Below are 15,978 nucleotides of genomic sequence, written 5' to 3'. Positions count from 1 at the left end.
CAGCCGAGCAACCGCGACAGACACCGAGTGCCACGCCGACGTGGCGCTCGCCGCGGGCCGGAAGCGGGGTGCGAGCCAGGAGCGTCTGGGACGGCCGTCCACGTTTCCCAGTCCTCCCCGCGCGCTGCAGGTAGCGAGCGGTCGGTAGATAAACCCAACTTGAAGAGAGCATATACCGTATCACCACCTTCTGAATACAGAAGTTGATAATTGTGGCAGACGCGTTTCGATCGACATCATACCAGAAAACGTATCTTTTGTCGGTAAACATCTACTATGTACCCCTATTTTTTGATTACAGATATCTTACTGTTCGTCACTTCCTCCGCAGAAGCCTTTTTGATGGAGAGAATCATGTCCTGGTACAATGGCTATCGACGACGCTGACCCTGCCGGAAAGACTCGGTCGAAGTCAGCGCCGTCGCGATCGGCGGGAGCGACAGTCGGTGAGTACACCTGGAAGGAGTATCTCGCCGAGTACGGTGAGCCGGACGACGCCGAACTCGCTGCCGAGGCGCGACACGAAGACGACGGGATCGAGTGGGACGCAGTCCAGGGCGAGGAGACTGCGACAGAGGACCTCGGATTCCATCCGACAGAGACCGACGGGCAGGTGACGAGCGCGGCGGCGCACGCCACGCTCCTGCACGACCGGGTCGGTCCGTACCTCGACACGGAGAACCCACCGGTCGCGAAGGACTGGTACACCGACGAGGAGTTCGCCGACGACCACCCCGGAACGGAGCTGAGCGACGCGCTCGGGTTCGACCCAGCGACGATCGAGGACGTCGTCGGGCACGCGGGTGCCCGTGGCTCCGATCTCTCCGACGTGGTCGACGACCGAACCGTCTCGGTCCAGGACGACTTCGACGAGGACGCGTTCTTCCGCACCGAGGAGGGACACTCGACGGTCGTGACGCGGTACGACCTCGAGAAGGCGGTGCCGCTCTCGAAGAAGTCACACTTCCGTGAGGAGGAGCGGTACTGGGTCAACAAACCCTACTCGTTCGTGATCATCTTCCACTCGGACAAGGAGAACGAGAAGAAGTACTACGTGATCCAGCCGCACAAGAACCGGATCGAGGACGACCTCATCGACTTCCTCACCGGCAAGCTTCGGACCGCGATCAAATACTCGGACGACGAGGTCATCACCGCCGGAACCGAGGACCGCAAGCGGGTGATCGAGAACGAGGCGCTCAACCTCCTCGATCGGTACGGTCTCTTCTCGGCGCCGACGCTGAACGACGGCGAGGAAGGCTTCCTCCAGAGCGGCCCGCTGGCACCGCTCGCCGACCTGCTCGGGCTGGGCGACGACGACGAGCCGGAGTCGACGTCGACGGCGCTCGGGATCGGTGCGCTCGACGGCATCGAGGCACGCCCCGAGCCGGCGGTGCTCGCGGCGGACGCGAAGACGCTCAACGAGTACCAGGTCGAGAAGCTGCTCTACTACCTTCGACGGGACTTCACGGGGTACGAGCGCATCGACGGGATCAAACACGACATTAACGTGGAGGACATCTCCTGCGACGGCTACAACTCGCCCGTCTTCGTCTACCACTCCGACTACGAGCAGATCATCTCGAACATCTACCACGGCCGCGAGGAGCTGGACGACTTCGTGGTGAAACTCGCCCAGCGGTCGGGCAAAGGCATCTCGAAACGGAGTCCGCAGGTCGACGCGACGCTCCCCGACGGCTCGCGTGCGCAGCTCACGCTCGGCAAGGAGGTGTCGGATCACGGGACGAACTACACCATCCGGCAGTTCAAGGACGTCCCGTTCACGCCGATCGACCTCATCTGCTGGAACACGTTCTCGCTCGACGAGATGGCGTTCCTCTGGCTCTGTATCGAGAACCACAAGTCGCTCATCTTCGCCGGCGGGACGGCGTCGGGGAAGACGACCTCGCTGAACGCGGTGTCGCTGTTCATCCCCTCGAACTCGAAGATCGTCTCCATCGAGGACACCCGCGAGGTCGAACTGCCCCAGCGCAACTGGATCGCCTCTGTTACCAGGCCCTCGTTCGCCGAGGACGACGGCGGCGACGTCGACGAGTTCGCCCTCCTCGAGGCTGCGCTCCGACAGCGGCCCGACTACATCGTGATGGGCGAGATCCGTGGCGAGGAGGGGCGAACCCTCTTCCAGGTCATGTCGACGGGGCACACCACCTACACGACGTTCCACGCCGACTCCGTCGGTGAGGTGCTCAAGCGGTTCACGACCGAGCCGATCAACGTCTCGAAGACGATGTTCACGGCGCTGGACCTCGTGTCGATCCAGACGTCGACCCGTGTCGAGGGGAGCAAGGTCCGACGGAACAAGTCGTTGACCGAGATCAACCACTACGACGCGGAGAACGACGAGATCAACGTCCAAGACGTCTACCAGTGGCAGGCGGAGACGGACGAGTTCCTCAAGATGGGGAACTCGAACACGCTCGAGGAGATCATGTTCGACCGCGGGTGGAGCGCCGAGAAGCTCGACCGGGAGCTGTTCAAGCGACAGGTCGTCCTCGCGTACCTCATCGACCGCGGGCTCAACTCGTACGCACAGGTCGCCGCGACGTTCCAGGCCTTCATCAACGATCAGGAGACCATCCTCTCGCTCGTCGCCGACGACGGGCTGGAACAGTCGCTCGAAGACCTCCGGGAGATGGAGTCCGTCCAGATCAACATCGAGCCGGAGAAGGAGGCGATGGTCCCCCGACCCGCTCCCGACGAGGAGACCGGGTCGCTCGCCGGACGACTGCTCGAGCGCGCCGAGGAGTCGCTCCTGCCCGAGTTCCGCGGGAGTGCGGACGCGGACGTCGCGGACGCGCTCGAAGACATCGGACCGGTCGCCGACGTGGCCGTCGACGCGGCCGACGAGACCGACGCGCCCGCCGGGATCGACGACACTCCGATCGACGAGACCATCGGCACGAACCTCTCCGACGAGTCGGGGGCGGCCGACGTGTTCGAACGGGCGCTGACGGGTGGCGACGACTCGGACGATCCGGACGAGGCGGACGAGACGAACGAGACGGACGGGACGGACGCGGACGACGACACTGGCGGCTTCGGCTTCGGCTTCGAAAGTCCCGGGGAGGAGTGAACGAATGAGTCTCGAATCCAGCAGCGGTCTGGACGGGAGCACCGACGCGCTGGGAGACGCGTTCTATCCGCTGTTCAGGTTCCTGTTCGACGAGAACAGCGACTTCGTGAGCGACGTCGAAGAACGGCTCGAACAGGCACGGATGGGCGAGAACGTCGAACTGTACATCTCACGGGCACTCGCGATCGGCGTCATCTGCGGTCTCGGCCTGTGGGCCGCCGGGACGCTCGTCGGCTTCGGGCTGGTCCAGTTCGGCGTCCTGACCGAGGAGACGATCAGTCTCGGCATCCCGGTCGGTGACGAGTCGACGGCGGCGATGCTCGAGGCGATCGCCGTCCCTGCGGCCATCGGCATCATGGGCGTTGTCTTCGGGACCATCGGCTTCGGCATGGGGTTCGGCACGCTCATGGCCATGCCGTACTCGCGGGCGTCCGCACGCAAGCGACAGATCAACATGCTCCTCGCGGATTCGGTGTCGTTCATGTACGCGCTCTCCGTCGGGGGGCTGAACCAGCTCGAGATCCTGGAGGCGATGGCCAGGGCCGAGGACACGTACGGCGAGGTGGCCAAGGAGTTCCAGAGTATCGTCCAGGAGACCGAGTACTTCGGGACCGACTACCGGAACGCCATCCGCCAGCAGGCGCTCATCACGCCCAGCGACGACCTCTCGCAGTTCCTCACGGACATGCTCTCGATCGTCAACTCCGGCGGCGACATGCAGCAGTTCCTCTCGGACAAGAAGGAGAAACACCTCCGGACGGCGAAACAGGAACAGGAGATGACGCTCGAGACGCTGGAGCTGTTCGGCGAGATGTACATGACGCTCTCGCTGTTCCCGCTCTTGCTCATCATCATTCTGGTGATCATGTCGATGCTGGGCGAGGCGCAGGACGTGCTCCTCTACGGCACCGTCTACATCCTCACGCCGATGATCGGCGTGGGATTTCTCGTGCTCGTCTCGACGGTCAAACAGGACGAGACCGGCGACGGCTACCTGCTCCCCGCCGACGGGGGCGACCGTCTCGACACCGGACAGAAAGAGGGGCTGTTCCACCTCGGGCTCGTCGAGAACTTCGTCGGGGAGTTCGCCCTCTTCTCGCGGATCAAGAACCGCGAGGGGACACACAAGACGATGACGATCGCCACCGCGCCGCACGTCTTCCTCCGCGACAACCCGATGTACACCCTGGCGCTCACCGTCCCGACCGCGCTCGTGCTGGTCGCCGTCGCCGCGGTGATGGGCGTCGCACCCACCAGCTGGGACGGGATGGTCGCCCGCCCCGTCTGGGGGACGTTCATCTGGCTGTACCTCCCGATGTACGTCGTCGCGGTCCCGCTCACGGTGTTCTACGAGTGGAACATCCGCCGACGGGCGTCCGTCACGGGGAAGCTCTCCGACAACCTCCGGAAGCTCTCCTCGGCGAACGACACGGGACAGACCCTGCTCGAGTCGATCCGGACGGTCGCCCAGACCTCCTCCGGTCAGCTGGCCGACGAGTTCGACGTGATGTACGCGAAGGTCAACTACGGGATGAGTCTCCGTGACGCCCTGATCGAGTTCAACAACAAGTACCACATCCCCCGGCTGGCACGCACGGTCAAACTCATCTCGAAGGCGCAGGAGGCCTCCTCACAGATCACCGAGGTGCTCACCACGGCCGCACAGGCGTCGGAGAACCAGGACGACATCGACCGAGAGCGCAAATCCAGGACCAGAATGCAGGTCGCCATCATCCTGATGACGTACTTCACGCTCCTCGCCGTGATGGCTATTCTGAAGACGCAGTTCCTCGACGTGATGGCCGGCCTCACCCAGCAGGCTGGCAGCGGCGGTGGGTCGTTCAGCGGCGGGGTCGACCCGCAACAGCTGTCGCTGTTGTTCTTCCACGGCGTCACGATCCAGGCGATGCTCTCGGGGTTCATCAGCGGCTACATCCGGACCGCCGACCTCCGGTCGGGCGTCAAGTTCGTCGTCGTCCTGATGACGGTCGCGCTCGCGACGTGGGCGGTGGTCGGCTGATGCGGGCACGGCGACCCCCGCGATCGACGGCCGAACGGCGGTCGTCCGGGCGAGCGGAGAGAGGGCAGACGACCATCGACTTCGCCGTCGGTGCGACGCTGTTCCTCCTCACGATGGCGTTCGTCTTCACGTTCGTCCCGGTGATGTTCCAGCCGTTCGCGACCAGCCAGTCCGATCCGCTGGTCGCAGACCGCGTCGCCAACCGGCTGGCGACCGACGTCCTCGGCGACCCCGCCGAGCCGTACGTGCTCGACGAGACGTGTACGACGGCGTTCTTCGCCTCGAACCCCGCGCCGAGCGGCTGTTCGTACCTGTACAGCGCCTCCAGCCACCCGTACGTCGCCCTCGGCGTCGAGGACGACACCCGGATCAACGTGACGCTCGTCGACACGGACGGTGCGGTCGTGGAGAAGATCGGCGACTCCCGCGAGAACGCACGGGACGTGATCACCGCGCAGCGGCGCGTCCTCTACGGGGGCGAGTCACACGAACTGTACGTCAGGGTGTGGTGAGCAGATGGACGACGACGCACGCGGGACGGGGGACGCCGGACGCGGGCAGGCGCACACGCTGGAGGCGTTCGCCGCCGCGACGATCCTGTTGGCGAGCATCGTCTTCGCCCTGCAGGTGACGGCCGTCACGCCACTCACCGCGTCGACGTCGAGCCAGCACATCGAGAACCAGCAGGAGGCGGTCGCGACGGGCGTGCTCGCCGCAGCCGCGGAGAACGGGACGCTCGAACCGACGCTTCTCGCCGTGAACAACTCGACGGGACGGTTCCACGGGAACACGTTCGAGGGGACGTTCGTCGCCGGCGGCCCACCGACGGCACTCGGCGAGACGCTCAACGAGACGTTCCTCGATCGCGGGATCGCGTTCAACCTCTACGTCCACCACACGACGAGCGAGCGGACGGTCCGACGACAGACGATCGTCCGCATGGGCGGGCCGAGCGACAACGCCATCTCCGCCCGGTGGCTCGTCACGCTGTACGACGACGACGTCCTCTACGCGGCAGACGGGACGGAGACGACGCACACGCTGGAGAACTCGACGACGTTCTACGCCGCCGACCGACATCCCGGCCCGCTGTACAACGTCCTCGAGGTGGAGGTGGTCGTATGGCGGATGTGAGGCGACCGCCGACGCGACCGCGCCACGGTCGAAACCAGGGGAGCCGGGCCAGCGACAACGACCGCGGCCAGCTATTCCTCGTGGCCGCGCTGTCGCTCGCGGTGCTGTTCGTCGGCTTCGCGCTCCTGTTGAACACCGCCATCTTCACCGAGAACCTGGCGACGCGGAACACCGACCCGGGGACCGATCCGTCGATCAGCTACCGGGCCGCCGCCACGGACGCGGCCCGCGACCTCCTGATCGAAGAGAGCGCGAACAACACCGACGACAAGAACTGGGACGATCCGACCGGCGATCCGCAGGGCGTCAAGCAACTGTACGAACGCAGCGTCGCGAACTGGAGCGACACGACCGGCATCCACGCGGCCCGCCGTGCCCGGGTCGCGAGCGTCTCCGTCGACACCGCGGAACACGGGACGCGGATCGCACAGACGAACGCCTCACGGAACTTCACGAACCGATCGTACACGCCCACGTACGAGGTCGCCGACGACGTCGCGGTCCGTGACGTCCAGTTCACCGTCGATCAGGACTCGATCGTTGGATCGAGGGTGACCACGCTGGCCAACTTCCCGTTCCGCGTCGACTTCGAGAACGGGGCCGATACGTGGAGCGTCTACGTCTACGACGACCTCGACACTGGCGGCGACGACGTGACCGTGGCCGTAGTAAACGACACCAACTACGCCGACCAGTGTACCCACCCCGGCAGCTCGCCGGCTCACATCGACGTCACGAACGCGAGTGTCAACGGCACGGCCTGTCCGGCGCTGGAGCTGCTCGACATGCCGGACGCCGACCTGGAGAACGAGAACGTCGAGGTCAGCTTCGCCAACGCGGACAACGTCGCCGGGACGTACGGACTCACCGTCAGTTCCGGTCTGTCGTACGGACCGGGAGAGAACTTCTACGACAACGACGAGGGGCCGGGTCCCGAAGAAGGCTCGCCGTTCATCACTGCCGTGGTCTACGAGGCGACGATCACGGTCACGTACGAGAGTACCGACGTCTACTACCGGACGACGATCGACATAGAACCACCGGAGGAGATCCGATGATCCGGCCTCGCGACGCTCGGTCCGGTGTCCGTGACTGCCCCCCTGCTCGTCGTCGGGGGCGGTGCCGACGGCCCTCCGACGACGACGACCGCACGCCCGCGCCCGTCGGGTCGACACTCCGCGACGACGACCGCGCACCCACGTCGGTCGGTTTGACGCTTCGCGACGACGAACGTGGGGTTTCGACGGCGCTCGGCTACGTGCTCTCGCTCGCCATCGCCAGCATCCTCATCTCGGGGCTGATGATCGCCGCCGGGGGGTTCGTCGAGAGCGAGCGCGAGCAGGTGATCCGATCCGAACTGGAGGTGGTGGGACAGACGCTCATCGCGGACGTCGAGGGCGCCGACCGGCTCGCCTCGGCGATCGACGGCGACGTCACGGTCCGCTCGAACCACCCCCGTCGCGTGGGGAGTTCGGCGTACACAATCGAGATCGATCCCACGCCGAACGTGCGGATCTACGAGGTGACGCTCACGGCCGCGTCGGTCGACGTCTTGGTGAAGTTCCGGCTGGTGACGAAACAGTCCCTGGCGACCGGCAGCGTCGTCGGCGGCGACCTCGTCGTCGAGTACGACGCCGGGGCCGGCGAACTGGTGGTGAGAGAGCGATGATCGGGGGGACCGACCGGGGCGTCAGCGACACGCTCGGCTTCGTGTTCATCTTCGCGCTGATCCTGTCGACGGTCGGGCTCACGTTCGCCCTGGGCTTCGGTGGTCTGCAGGACACCCGCGACTTCGAGCGGCTCAACAACGCCGAGCGGGCGTTCGACGTGATGGGGGACAACTTCGACGACATGGTTCGGCGCGGGGCGCCGAGCCGCGCGACGGAGGTGAAGGTCGCCGACGCCCAGCTGCGTCTCGCCGACGCCACCACGTTCAACGTCTCCGTCGACAACGGCACCACCACGGAGAGCGTCGAGTTCGACGCCCAGCCGATCGTCTACGACACCGGTGACGGCCGGATCGTCTACGTCAACGGCGCCATCTTCCGCGAGGACGCCAGTGGGTCGGTGATCGTGCGTCACTCCGAGTTCATCCTGAGCCAGGAGCGCGTGCTCCTTCCGATCGTCGCGACGCGGAGTGCCGGGGACACGAACACCGTCGGCGGAACCACGACCGTCCTCGTCCGTGCGCAGACGCCGGAGGGACAGCGGGGGAGCTTCGGGCTCACGGTGGCGGAGACCACCGAGACGGTCGACGTGACGGTGAACGTCACCTCGCAGCGACCGGACGCCTGGAAGCGCGAACTGGGACGACACACCGACGTCTCGTGCGATCCGATCGTCGGCAACAGCGTCTCCTGTTCCGTCACCGGCACCCAGCGGACGTACGTCCAGCAGACGCTCGTCGGCATCACGTTCGAGTGACCACCACGCACGACACCACCGACTAACCACCATGCACGACACCAACGACACGGACACCGACAACGACCGCCACGATCGAGACGTCGACGACCGACAGCATCCGGTCCGGCGTGCCGACCGACCACGCCGACGGCACCGGCGGCGGAGGGGTGGTCGCGGGCGGACGCCGACTGCCGGTGCCCGGGGGCCTCGACGACCGCCCTGGCTCTACCGGCTGGTCCGCGACCGTAGTGGCCAGTCGACGACGGTCGGCGTCGCGCTGCTGCTTGCGATCGCCGCCATCGGCGTGACGGCGGTGGTCGCCCTCGGCGGGTCCGCGCTGTCGGACACGCAAGACGCCGCGGACATCCAGCGGACGGAACACGCGATGACGCTCCTCGACTCCCGGGGCGCGATGGCGGCACTCGGCGAGGCCGAGAGCCAGCGGGTGACGCTGAGCGGGAACGCCGACGGGAGCTACGAGGTCGACTCCGACAGTGGGTGGATCCGCGTCGTCCACCACAACTTCACCGGGACGCAGAACGAGCGCATCCTCAACCGTTCGCTCGGATCGGTCCGGTACACGACCGGCGACACCGTCGTCGCCTACGAGGGTGGCGGCGTCTGGCGCACCCAGGACGACGGCACGGTGATGGTCTCGCCGCCCGAGTTCCACTACCGCGACCAGACGTTGACCATGCCGCTCGTCCGCGTCACCGGCTCCGGTGGTGCCGCCGGGCGCGTCAGCGCGGAGGTCTCGCCCGTCTCGTCGTCGAAGAAGGTGGTGCGGGTGTTCCCGAACGAGACCGCCAACACGGTCGACGGGACGGGTGCACCCTACGACGACGCCGACGACAGCAGCTACGACAACCCGGTCGAGAACGGGACGGTCGTCGTTACCGTCCACAGCGACCACTACCGCGGGTGGGCGACGTACTTCACGGAGCGAACGGAGGGGAACCTCACGGTGGACCACGCGAACGAGACCGCGTCGATCGAGCTCGTGACGCTCAAGGGCGCGCCGGGGCCCTTCGACATGCCGCTGGTCGGTGACGCGGTCGAAGCGCCCAGCGTCGCCCAGCAGCACAACGTCTCGGACTTCACGCTCTCCCTCGAACCGGACACCTCGAACTCCAACGCGTTCAACCAGCTCCACTGGTCGATGTACCACCAGGGGCCGAACGGCCAGCAGTTCGAACTCCACTTCGCGGGCCAGGGACGCTGCGACTCCGCCACCGCGGACGGGTTCACCAAGGGCAGCACGGAGCTCAGCGTCTCGGTGTACTACCGCCACAACAGCTCCGCGCCGAGCGAGGAGTGGGAGCGGACGCTCTCGGACCCGCACCTCCAGAGCCGGCCCATCCACGTCGACTGCAGTAGCGGGGCCCCGCGACTGGACGCGGATCTCACGTCGTCGTTCGCGATGGAGTACGGCGACATCGACATCCAGGGCAGCGACAACAAGTGGCACTTCGGCAACGCCATAAAGGATCAGGAGGCACCCGGCTCGATCGTCTTCGACCAGCACGACGAGGATCCCGGAACCGTCACCGACGGGAACAGCGAGACGATCGACTTCGTCATCAACCACTACTTCTCGCGGATGGGGCCCGACTTCGAGCTCACCGTCGACGCGGGACCCGGCGGGAGCCAGAACCGGGTTAGTGAGGAGCTGTCGTCGGGCGTCCTGATCTACGATACGGTCGACGGGGCGGAGTTCATCCAGTTCCTCCACGTCACAGAGAACGAGGTCCGGGTCGAACTGTCGGGCTGACCGGCGCGATCACGTCACGGTCGGTCGCACGATCCTGGCCTCCCCTCGACGCACGCCGGCGAGAACCAGCCGCTCTCGGCTGTACGCGCCGAACCGACGCCGTCCGCGAGAACGGGGACCGATCGACTACTCGTCGGTCTCGTCCGCGTCACGCATCTCGCCGAGCCGACTCACGAGGTCGTCCGTCGAGACGTCCGATTCGACGCTGACCTCCCCGTCGTGGTCGTGTTCGTGGACGTTGACGCCGTCGTCGTCATCGTCGCCGTCGGTGTCCTGTTGCTGCCGTTCCTGCTCGGACTCGTCGTAGCTCCCGAAGCCCATGTGTTTCACTCGTCCGTACGGTCGTAAAAAACACCACGTCTCGACGGCGGCGTGACAGACAGTGTCTTCCGGTCGTCGGCCGCCTCGCCCAGTTCTGCGTCCCCGTCCGATCAGCCGAACGCCCCCAGGCTCGACTGAAGATTTCGTTCGGTCCCGCCCTCGACGAGTTCGTAGCCGACGAGGTCCCGGAGGTCGACCGCGTAGCTGCTCCGGGCGTGGTCGAGCACCAGGAGCCGACCCTTCGTGCCTCTGACCGTGCCGGTGGCGATCGTCTCCGCGACGGGCCGTTCCGTCAGGCCGAGCCCGTAGTCGAACTCGTACCGGTCGCGAACCTCGAACCCGTCGAGCAGCCTCGCCCAGGCCTCGTCGTCGACGCGCGTGCCGAGTCCCGCCCGCTTGGTGTCGACGCGGACGAAGTCCGAGAGTCCCGACTCGGGGTCGGCCGCGATCTCGGCCTCGAGTTCGCGGGCGATCCGTCCGTTGGAGACCGTGTAGAGGTGTGCGCCCCGGTCGGCACCCTGTTCGCGGAGGCGGGTCTCGAGTCGCCACAGTTTCGTCACGCCCACCTTGAACGCGTCGGGGGCGAACGCCGCGAGGTAGACCGCGTGGTCGTCGTAACAGTCCATCTCGTCCTTGAGACAGGTGCCGGTACAGCGTGCACAGACCCACGTCGAGGTGTGTTCGGGACAGTGCGGCGCTCCGGACGCGTCGCAGGCGAGGTGTTCGGGACCTTCGGAGCCGTCCCACCTGGTGAGCGTCCCGGCGCAGTGGCGGTCGCCGAGCGTCCACGCGAGTTCGGTTCCCGGTTCGAGCGCGACCGACTCGACCGTTCCCGCCGTGTGAGCGGGATCGCTGTCGTCACGGTCGTGGTCGTGGTCGTCGGAGCCGCGGCTCAGGAGGAGCGTCGCCGAGGCGGTGTCGTAGCCGACGACCTGCACGGGGGGACGGAGGGCTCGCGCGGTGAAAGGTGTCTCGCTCTCTCCCCTCGCGCTACTCGCCGTGTTCGGCGCGGAGTTCGTCGTACAGCTGTTCGGCTGCCTGCCTGACCGCCTCATCGGACGCCGTCGACGGCTCCCAGCCGAGCGCCGAGAGCTTCTCGATCGACAGGCGCATCCGCGGGACGTCGCCGGTCCAGCCACGGTCGCCGCCCGTGTACTCGTACGTCGGGTCGATCCCCATCACGTCGGCGACGATGTCGGCGATCCGCGTGACCGACGTGGTCGTCCGAGTCCCGAGGTTGTACGTGTTGACGGGCTTGGAGGTGTTCTCGACGACGTGGCGGATCGCGTCGACGCAGTCGTCGACGTGGAGATACGACTTCTCCTGGCGGCCGTCGCCGAGGATCTCCAGGCTGTCGGGATCCGAGAGGAGTTTCTCGATGAAGTCGGGGACGACGTTCCCCCGCTGTCGTGGGCCGACGATGTTGGCGAAACGGAAGACGTAGGCTGTCATCCCGTACGAGTGGCCGTAGGTCGAGACGAGCCCCTCGTCGGCGAGCTTCGAGGCACCGTAGACGGAGATGGGTTCGAGGGGCGCGTAATCCTCGGGCGTCGGCATCGGCGCCTCGCCGTACACCGTCGACGACGACGTGAAGGCGACGTGGTCGACGCCGACCTCGTCCATCCGTTCGAGGACGTTGTACGTCATCTCGGTGTTCTCCTCGAACAGCCGTCTGGGATCGGCGTAGTTCGTGTCGGTGTACGCGGCGAAGTGGAAGACGATGTCGACGTCGGCCGTGATCGCGGCGGCGACGTCGGTCGGGTCGGTCATGTCGGCCCGGACGAACTCGACGCCCTCGGGGACGCGTTCGCGCGTCCCCTTCGAGAGGTCGTCGGCGACGACCACCTCGTTGTCGGGAGCGAGCATCGCCGCCAGGTGCGAGCCGACGAGCCCGGCTCCACCAGTGACGACGACACGGCTGTCGGAGAGATTCATCTGTCGTGGGTCTTCTGAACGTATATATAAGTGCGTTTCTGATCGCGACACTGTTGTCACCGGCGGAGCGGCCCAGCGGGCAGGGGCGGAACTGTAATAGGTGTGACTTTCATGGGGTACTGTGTGACCGAGGAGTCGACCCCGCAGACGTTCGCCGAACTCGTCGCCGGCGTCGAAAAGCGGCGGCGCACGGTCACGATCTACGCACCGGCGCTCCCCGACGCGCTCGCCGAGATCTTCGAGAGCAGACACGTGGAACTCGAACACCAGTTCCTCCCCGAAGGCGCGAGCGAACCGTTCCTCACCGTGACCGAGGACGACCGCTACCTGGGGAGCGTCGACCTCCCCGCAGTCTACGACTTCGGTCATCCGAAGATCCACGAGATCGGCTCACCCGACCTGGTGGAGGCGGCCTACCGGAAGCTCACGTCGATGCTGCCGGACACGGTCTTCTCGTCGCTGGACCGGCGGCAGTTGCTCGCGACCTCGCGCGAGATCGAAGACCGCGCCTGGCGGGTCGGCACCGGTCGGATCGACGTCGGGTTCCAGGCGCTGTCGAAGCTCGAGGCGCAGACGGACGTCTACGAGGCGCTCGCCGAGCGGGGACTCGACGTCCACCTCTACGGGCTGGCGGACTGGCGGCCACCGCTCCTCGACCGCGTGACGGTCCACACCGACGGCGGCGAACTCGGCGAGGTGTGGTTCATGGCGTTCGACGGCGGGAAGACGCCGGGACAGGCGTGTGGGCTCGTCGCGCTCGAACACGCGGCGGGGTTCGAGGGGTTCTGGACGTACGACCCGTCGGTCGTCGCGCGCGTGTTCAGTTCGGCCTCGCGCTTCCCCGCGAACCACGAAAGCGAACTCCCATAACCCCGGCCGGCCGACTCGGCGTATGCACGACACAGCCGCGGTCGTGGTCCTCCGCCTGGGCCACCGTCCCGGCCGCGACGACCGGATGACCACCCACGTCGCGCTCACGGCGCGTGCGCTCGGTGCCGACCGGGCGCTGCTGGTCGGCGACGCGTCGGGGTCGAAAGCGACCGTCGAGGAGGTCACGGCCCGGTTCGGCGGCCCGTTCGACGTCGAGGTGATCGACGAGTGGCGACCCCGCCTCCGGGAGTGGGACGGGCGCGTGGTCCACCTCACGATGTACGGCGAGCGCGTCCAGGACGTCGAGGGGTCGATCCGCGACGCCCACGCCGACGCCGGCGACCCCCTCCTCGTCGTCGTCGGCTCGCAGAAGGTCCCGTTCGAGGTGTACGAGGCCGCCGACTGGAACGTCGCCGTGACGAACCAGCCCCACTCGGAAGTGGCGGGACTGGCCGTCTTCCTCGACCGGCTGTTCGAGGGCCGCGAACTCGACCGAGAGTGGGACGGGGCCGACAGACGGGTGGTACCGACGGCGACGGGAAAGACGGTCGTCGAGGCGGCCGACGCGGACGACGAGTGAACCGTGCCACGGGGTACCGCCCGCGCGTCGCGGACGGCCCACCACGGTCTCTCGAATCACGATCCACAGCTGCGCGGGCCACGGTTCGAAGCCGCCCGGACCACAGTTATTTGAGAAATACTGAACATCTCTTCTGTATGCCCGCAACGACCGGCGGTTCACACGCGCTCGCGGCGTTCGCCACCCTCATCGTCGGCACGATGCTCTCGAAGTATCTCTGGTCGTACGCGCCTCCGCTCGGAGAGGCGTCGGTCGCCGTGATCCGGTTACTACGCCGGCTCACGGGTGCCGGCATCCCGCTCGACGAGCAGTTCGCTGGCACGGTCGTCGTCATGGTTTCACTGTCGTTCCTGTGGGGCGTCCTCTACCACGTCGGCCGACACGGATAACGTCGTCTCGATCCGTGGGGCGGCCGAGCGTGACCGACGACGCTCTGTCGGCGGCTGCTGCTGACCCGTCGGCTGCCACACCGTTCTGCGGTGTCGATGCGGGGCTCTGGGCAACCACGCGGCGACGGCGTGGAGAGACACCCTGGCCCGACGGCGGCTCGGGTGATCGCCACCGTCCGATCGCCCCGGGGGGTCCGAGTGTCAGCGTGCCGCCGCCAGCAGTGTTTTGTTCGCGTCGTCCCTACCGCGGGCATGTCCGAGTACGACGCCGTCCTCGTCTACGACGGCGAGTGTCCGTACTGTTCGATCGCCGCGGTCGCGCTCCGCCGACTCCGCTCCATCGGAGCCGTCTCGTGGTACGACGACGTCGCCCAGTCGTTCCTCGAGGCACAGTTCGACGAGCGGCCGTTCGCGATGTTCCTCGTCGACCGCCGGCGCGAACGGGTGTACGCCGGACGGTCCGCGGCCGAGGAGCTGGCCGACCGTGCGGGGACGCCGGGGATCGTCGGCTCGCTCGTCCGCGAGCGGTACGACGACATCGCACGCGCCGTCGGCCTCGCCAGCGGCCGCGGTCGCGACCCCGACGACTACCACGACGTCTACACCCTCGTCGACGACGCGGCTGCGCTGTTCGACGGGCTCGTCGCCCGCGCGAGCGACGAGACGGCGACGGTGGCGTGACCGGGACACGAGACGGGGCGGACCGCGTCGTCCGCGTCGATCCCGACGACGCCCTCGACGCGGTCGTCGACGATCCGGCTGCCGGGGGGACGTACGTCCTCCTCTTCGAACTCTCGTCTGTGGCGTCGGTCGAGGTCGGTGCGCTCGGCCGATTCGACCTCCCTGCCGGGAGCTACGCCTACGTCGGCAGCGCGTTCGGCCCGGGCGGGTTCGCCCGGGCCGAACGCCACCGTCGTCATCTCGCGGGCGACGATCGAACCGTGCACTGGCACGTCGATTCGCTCACCACCCGACGCGAGGCGTCGTTCGTCGCCGCGCTCTTGCTCCCGGCCGTCGACGTCGAGTGTGCGGTCGCACGCCGGCTACCTCCCGGTCCGATCGACGGCTTCGGCTCGTCGGACTGTGCGTGTCGGTCCCACCTCTCGGTGGCGTCCGTCGCCGTCGCCGAGCAGTGTGTGACGGCGGTGCTCGATGCCGACCGCTCGGTGTGATTCGCTGATACACCGAAGAAGACCCCCCAAAGGATCGTCCCCCCTCGAACGCGACGCCGCGGGCATCGACGTCGCGTTCGGGGTTGCCGACTGTCGGACGCGGCGGCCCGTACCGGAAGCCGGGTCGTTCCGGTGAGTCGACTCGTCAGAGGCACCCCGGCACCCACAGTTCCTCACGAGACGACTTTACCTCATCTGCTGTGTTCCGAAGCAGTCTCTGACTAATACTATATAAATATACGTTTTATTTATATAATCTCGTCGTATGCTGTTCGGCACGAGGGAA

16 protein-coding genes are annotated in these 15,978 nt (G+C 66.8%); 13 read left to right on the top strand and 3 right to left on the bottom strand.

The features are described 5' to 3' along the window. The first annotated feature begins 367 nt into the window (after nt 1–367). The 8 genes from FZP69_RS07400 to FZP69_RS07365 all read left to right on the top strand — a co-directional run bounded on the left by FZP69_RS07400 (nt 368) and on the right by FZP69_RS07365 (nt 10,425). Nucleotides 368–3,094 (top strand): type II/IV secretion system ATPase subunit, encoded by a 2,727-nt coding sequence (locus FZP69_RS07400; RefSeq protein ID WP_152040689.1) that lies wholly within the window; start codon nt 368–370, stop codon nt 3,092–3,094. A 4-nt stretch (nt 3,095–3,098) separates the two neighbouring features. Beyond that, nucleotides 3,099–5,114 (top strand): type II secretion system F family protein, encoded by a 2,016-nt coding sequence (locus FZP69_RS07395; RefSeq protein WP_152040688.1) that lies wholly within the window; start codon nt 3,099–3,101, stop codon nt 5,112–5,114. Next, nucleotides 5,114–5,626: a DUF7287 family protein gene (locus FZP69_RS07390; RefSeq protein ID WP_152040687.1), complete on the top strand. Its 513-nt coding sequence runs from the start codon at nt 5,114–5,116 to the stop codon at nt 5,624–5,626. Before FZP69_RS07395 ends, FZP69_RS07390 begins: the two co-directional genes overlap by 1 nt. A gap of 4 nt (nt 5,627–5,630) precedes the next feature. Continuing rightward, nucleotides 5,631–6,248, top strand: coding sequence for a DUF7288 family protein (locus FZP69_RS07385; protein ID WP_152040686.1), 618 nt, complete (start codon nt 5,631–5,633; stop codon nt 6,246–6,248). Next, a complete protein-coding gene (locus FZP69_RS07380; protein WP_152040685.1) occupies nt 6,236–7,306 on the top strand; it encodes a DUF7261 family protein in 1,071 nt (356 codons plus the stop codon). The genes FZP69_RS07385 and FZP69_RS07380 overlap by 13 nt, the downstream gene beginning before the upstream one ends. Before the next feature lie 152 nt (nt 7,307–7,458). Then, entirely contained in the window at nt 7,459–7,917 is a 459-nt protein-coding gene (locus FZP69_RS07375) for a DUF7266 family protein (RefSeq protein WP_152040684.1), read from the top strand. Beyond that, nucleotides 7,914–8,672, top strand: coding sequence for a DUF7289 family protein (locus tag FZP69_RS07370; RefSeq protein WP_152040683.1), 759 nt, complete (start codon nt 7,914–7,916; stop codon nt 8,670–8,672). The genes FZP69_RS07375 and FZP69_RS07370 overlap by 4 nt, the downstream gene beginning before the upstream one ends. A gap of 31 nt (nt 8,673–8,703) precedes the next feature. Next, nucleotides 8,704–10,425: a DUF7289 family protein gene (locus FZP69_RS07365; protein WP_240137485.1), complete on the top strand. Its 1,722-nt coding sequence runs from the start codon at nt 8,704–8,706 to the stop codon at nt 10,423–10,425. 126 nt (nt 10,426–10,551) lie between these two features. Here FZP69_RS07365 and FZP69_RS07360 read toward each other — a convergent pair whose 3' ends face one another. The 3 genes from FZP69_RS07360 to FZP69_RS07350 all read right to left on the bottom strand — a co-directional run bounded on the left by FZP69_RS07360 (nt 10,552) and on the right by FZP69_RS07350 (nt 12,681). Continuing rightward, nucleotides 10,552–10,746 carry a DUF5786 family protein gene (locus FZP69_RS07360; RefSeq protein WP_152040682.1) on the bottom strand — a complete coding sequence of 65 codons (195 nt, stop codon included), beginning with the start codon at nt 10,744–10,746 and terminating at the stop codon, nt 10,552–10,554. A 110-nt stretch (nt 10,747–10,856) separates the two neighbouring features. After that, nucleotides 10,857–11,684, bottom strand: a complete 828-nt coding sequence (locus FZP69_RS07355; protein WP_192918497.1) for a DUF2797 domain-containing protein — start codon at nt 11,682–11,684, stop codon at nt 10,857–10,859. Nucleotides 11,685–11,736: 52 nt separating this feature from the next. Next, a complete protein-coding gene (locus tag FZP69_RS07350; protein WP_152040680.1) occupies nt 11,737–12,681 on the bottom strand; it encodes an NAD-dependent epimerase/dehydratase family protein in 945 nt (314 codons plus the stop codon). A gap of 111 nt (nt 12,682–12,792) precedes the next feature. Here FZP69_RS07350 and FZP69_RS07345 point away from each other — a divergent pair, with 111 nt between their 5' ends. The 5 genes from FZP69_RS07345 (at nt 12,793) to FZP69_RS07325 (ending at nt 15,692) form a co-directional block, all read left to right on the top strand. Further along, entirely contained in the window at nt 12,793–13,551 is a 759-nt protein-coding gene (locus tag FZP69_RS07345) for a DICT sensory domain-containing protein (protein ID WP_152040679.1), read from the top strand. Nucleotides 13,552–13,573: 22 nt separating this feature from the next. Further along, nucleotides 13,574–14,131: a tRNA (cytidine(56)-2'-O)-methyltransferase gene (locus FZP69_RS07340; protein ID WP_152040678.1), complete on the top strand. Its 558-nt coding sequence runs from the start codon at nt 13,574–13,576 to the stop codon at nt 14,129–14,131. Nucleotides 14,132–14,268: 137 nt separating this feature from the next. Beyond that, entirely contained in the window at nt 14,269–14,520 is a 252-nt protein-coding gene (locus tag FZP69_RS07335; protein WP_152040677.1) for a hypothetical protein, read from the top strand. Between the two features lie 252 nt (nt 14,521–14,772). Beyond that, complete coding sequence (locus tag FZP69_RS07330) at nt 14,773–15,201, top strand: DUF393 domain-containing protein (protein ID WP_152040676.1); 429 nt, start codon at nt 14,773–14,775, stop codon at nt 15,199–15,201. After that, on the top strand, nt 15,198–15,692 hold the full coding sequence (locus FZP69_RS07325) for a GIY-YIG nuclease family protein (RefSeq protein WP_152040675.1): 495 nt from the start codon (nt 15,198–15,200) through the stop codon (nt 15,690–15,692). Before FZP69_RS07330 ends, FZP69_RS07325 begins: the two co-directional genes overlap by 4 nt. Nucleotides 15,693–15,978 lie beyond the last annotated feature (286 nt).

This window comes from Salinigranum salinum, assembly GCF_009176545.1.
GTDB classification, from domain to species: domain Archaea; phylum Halobacteriota; class Halobacteria; order Halobacteriales; family Haloferacaceae; genus Salinigranum; species Salinigranum salinum.
This window is presented reverse-complemented; position numbering and strand designations above follow the sequence as displayed.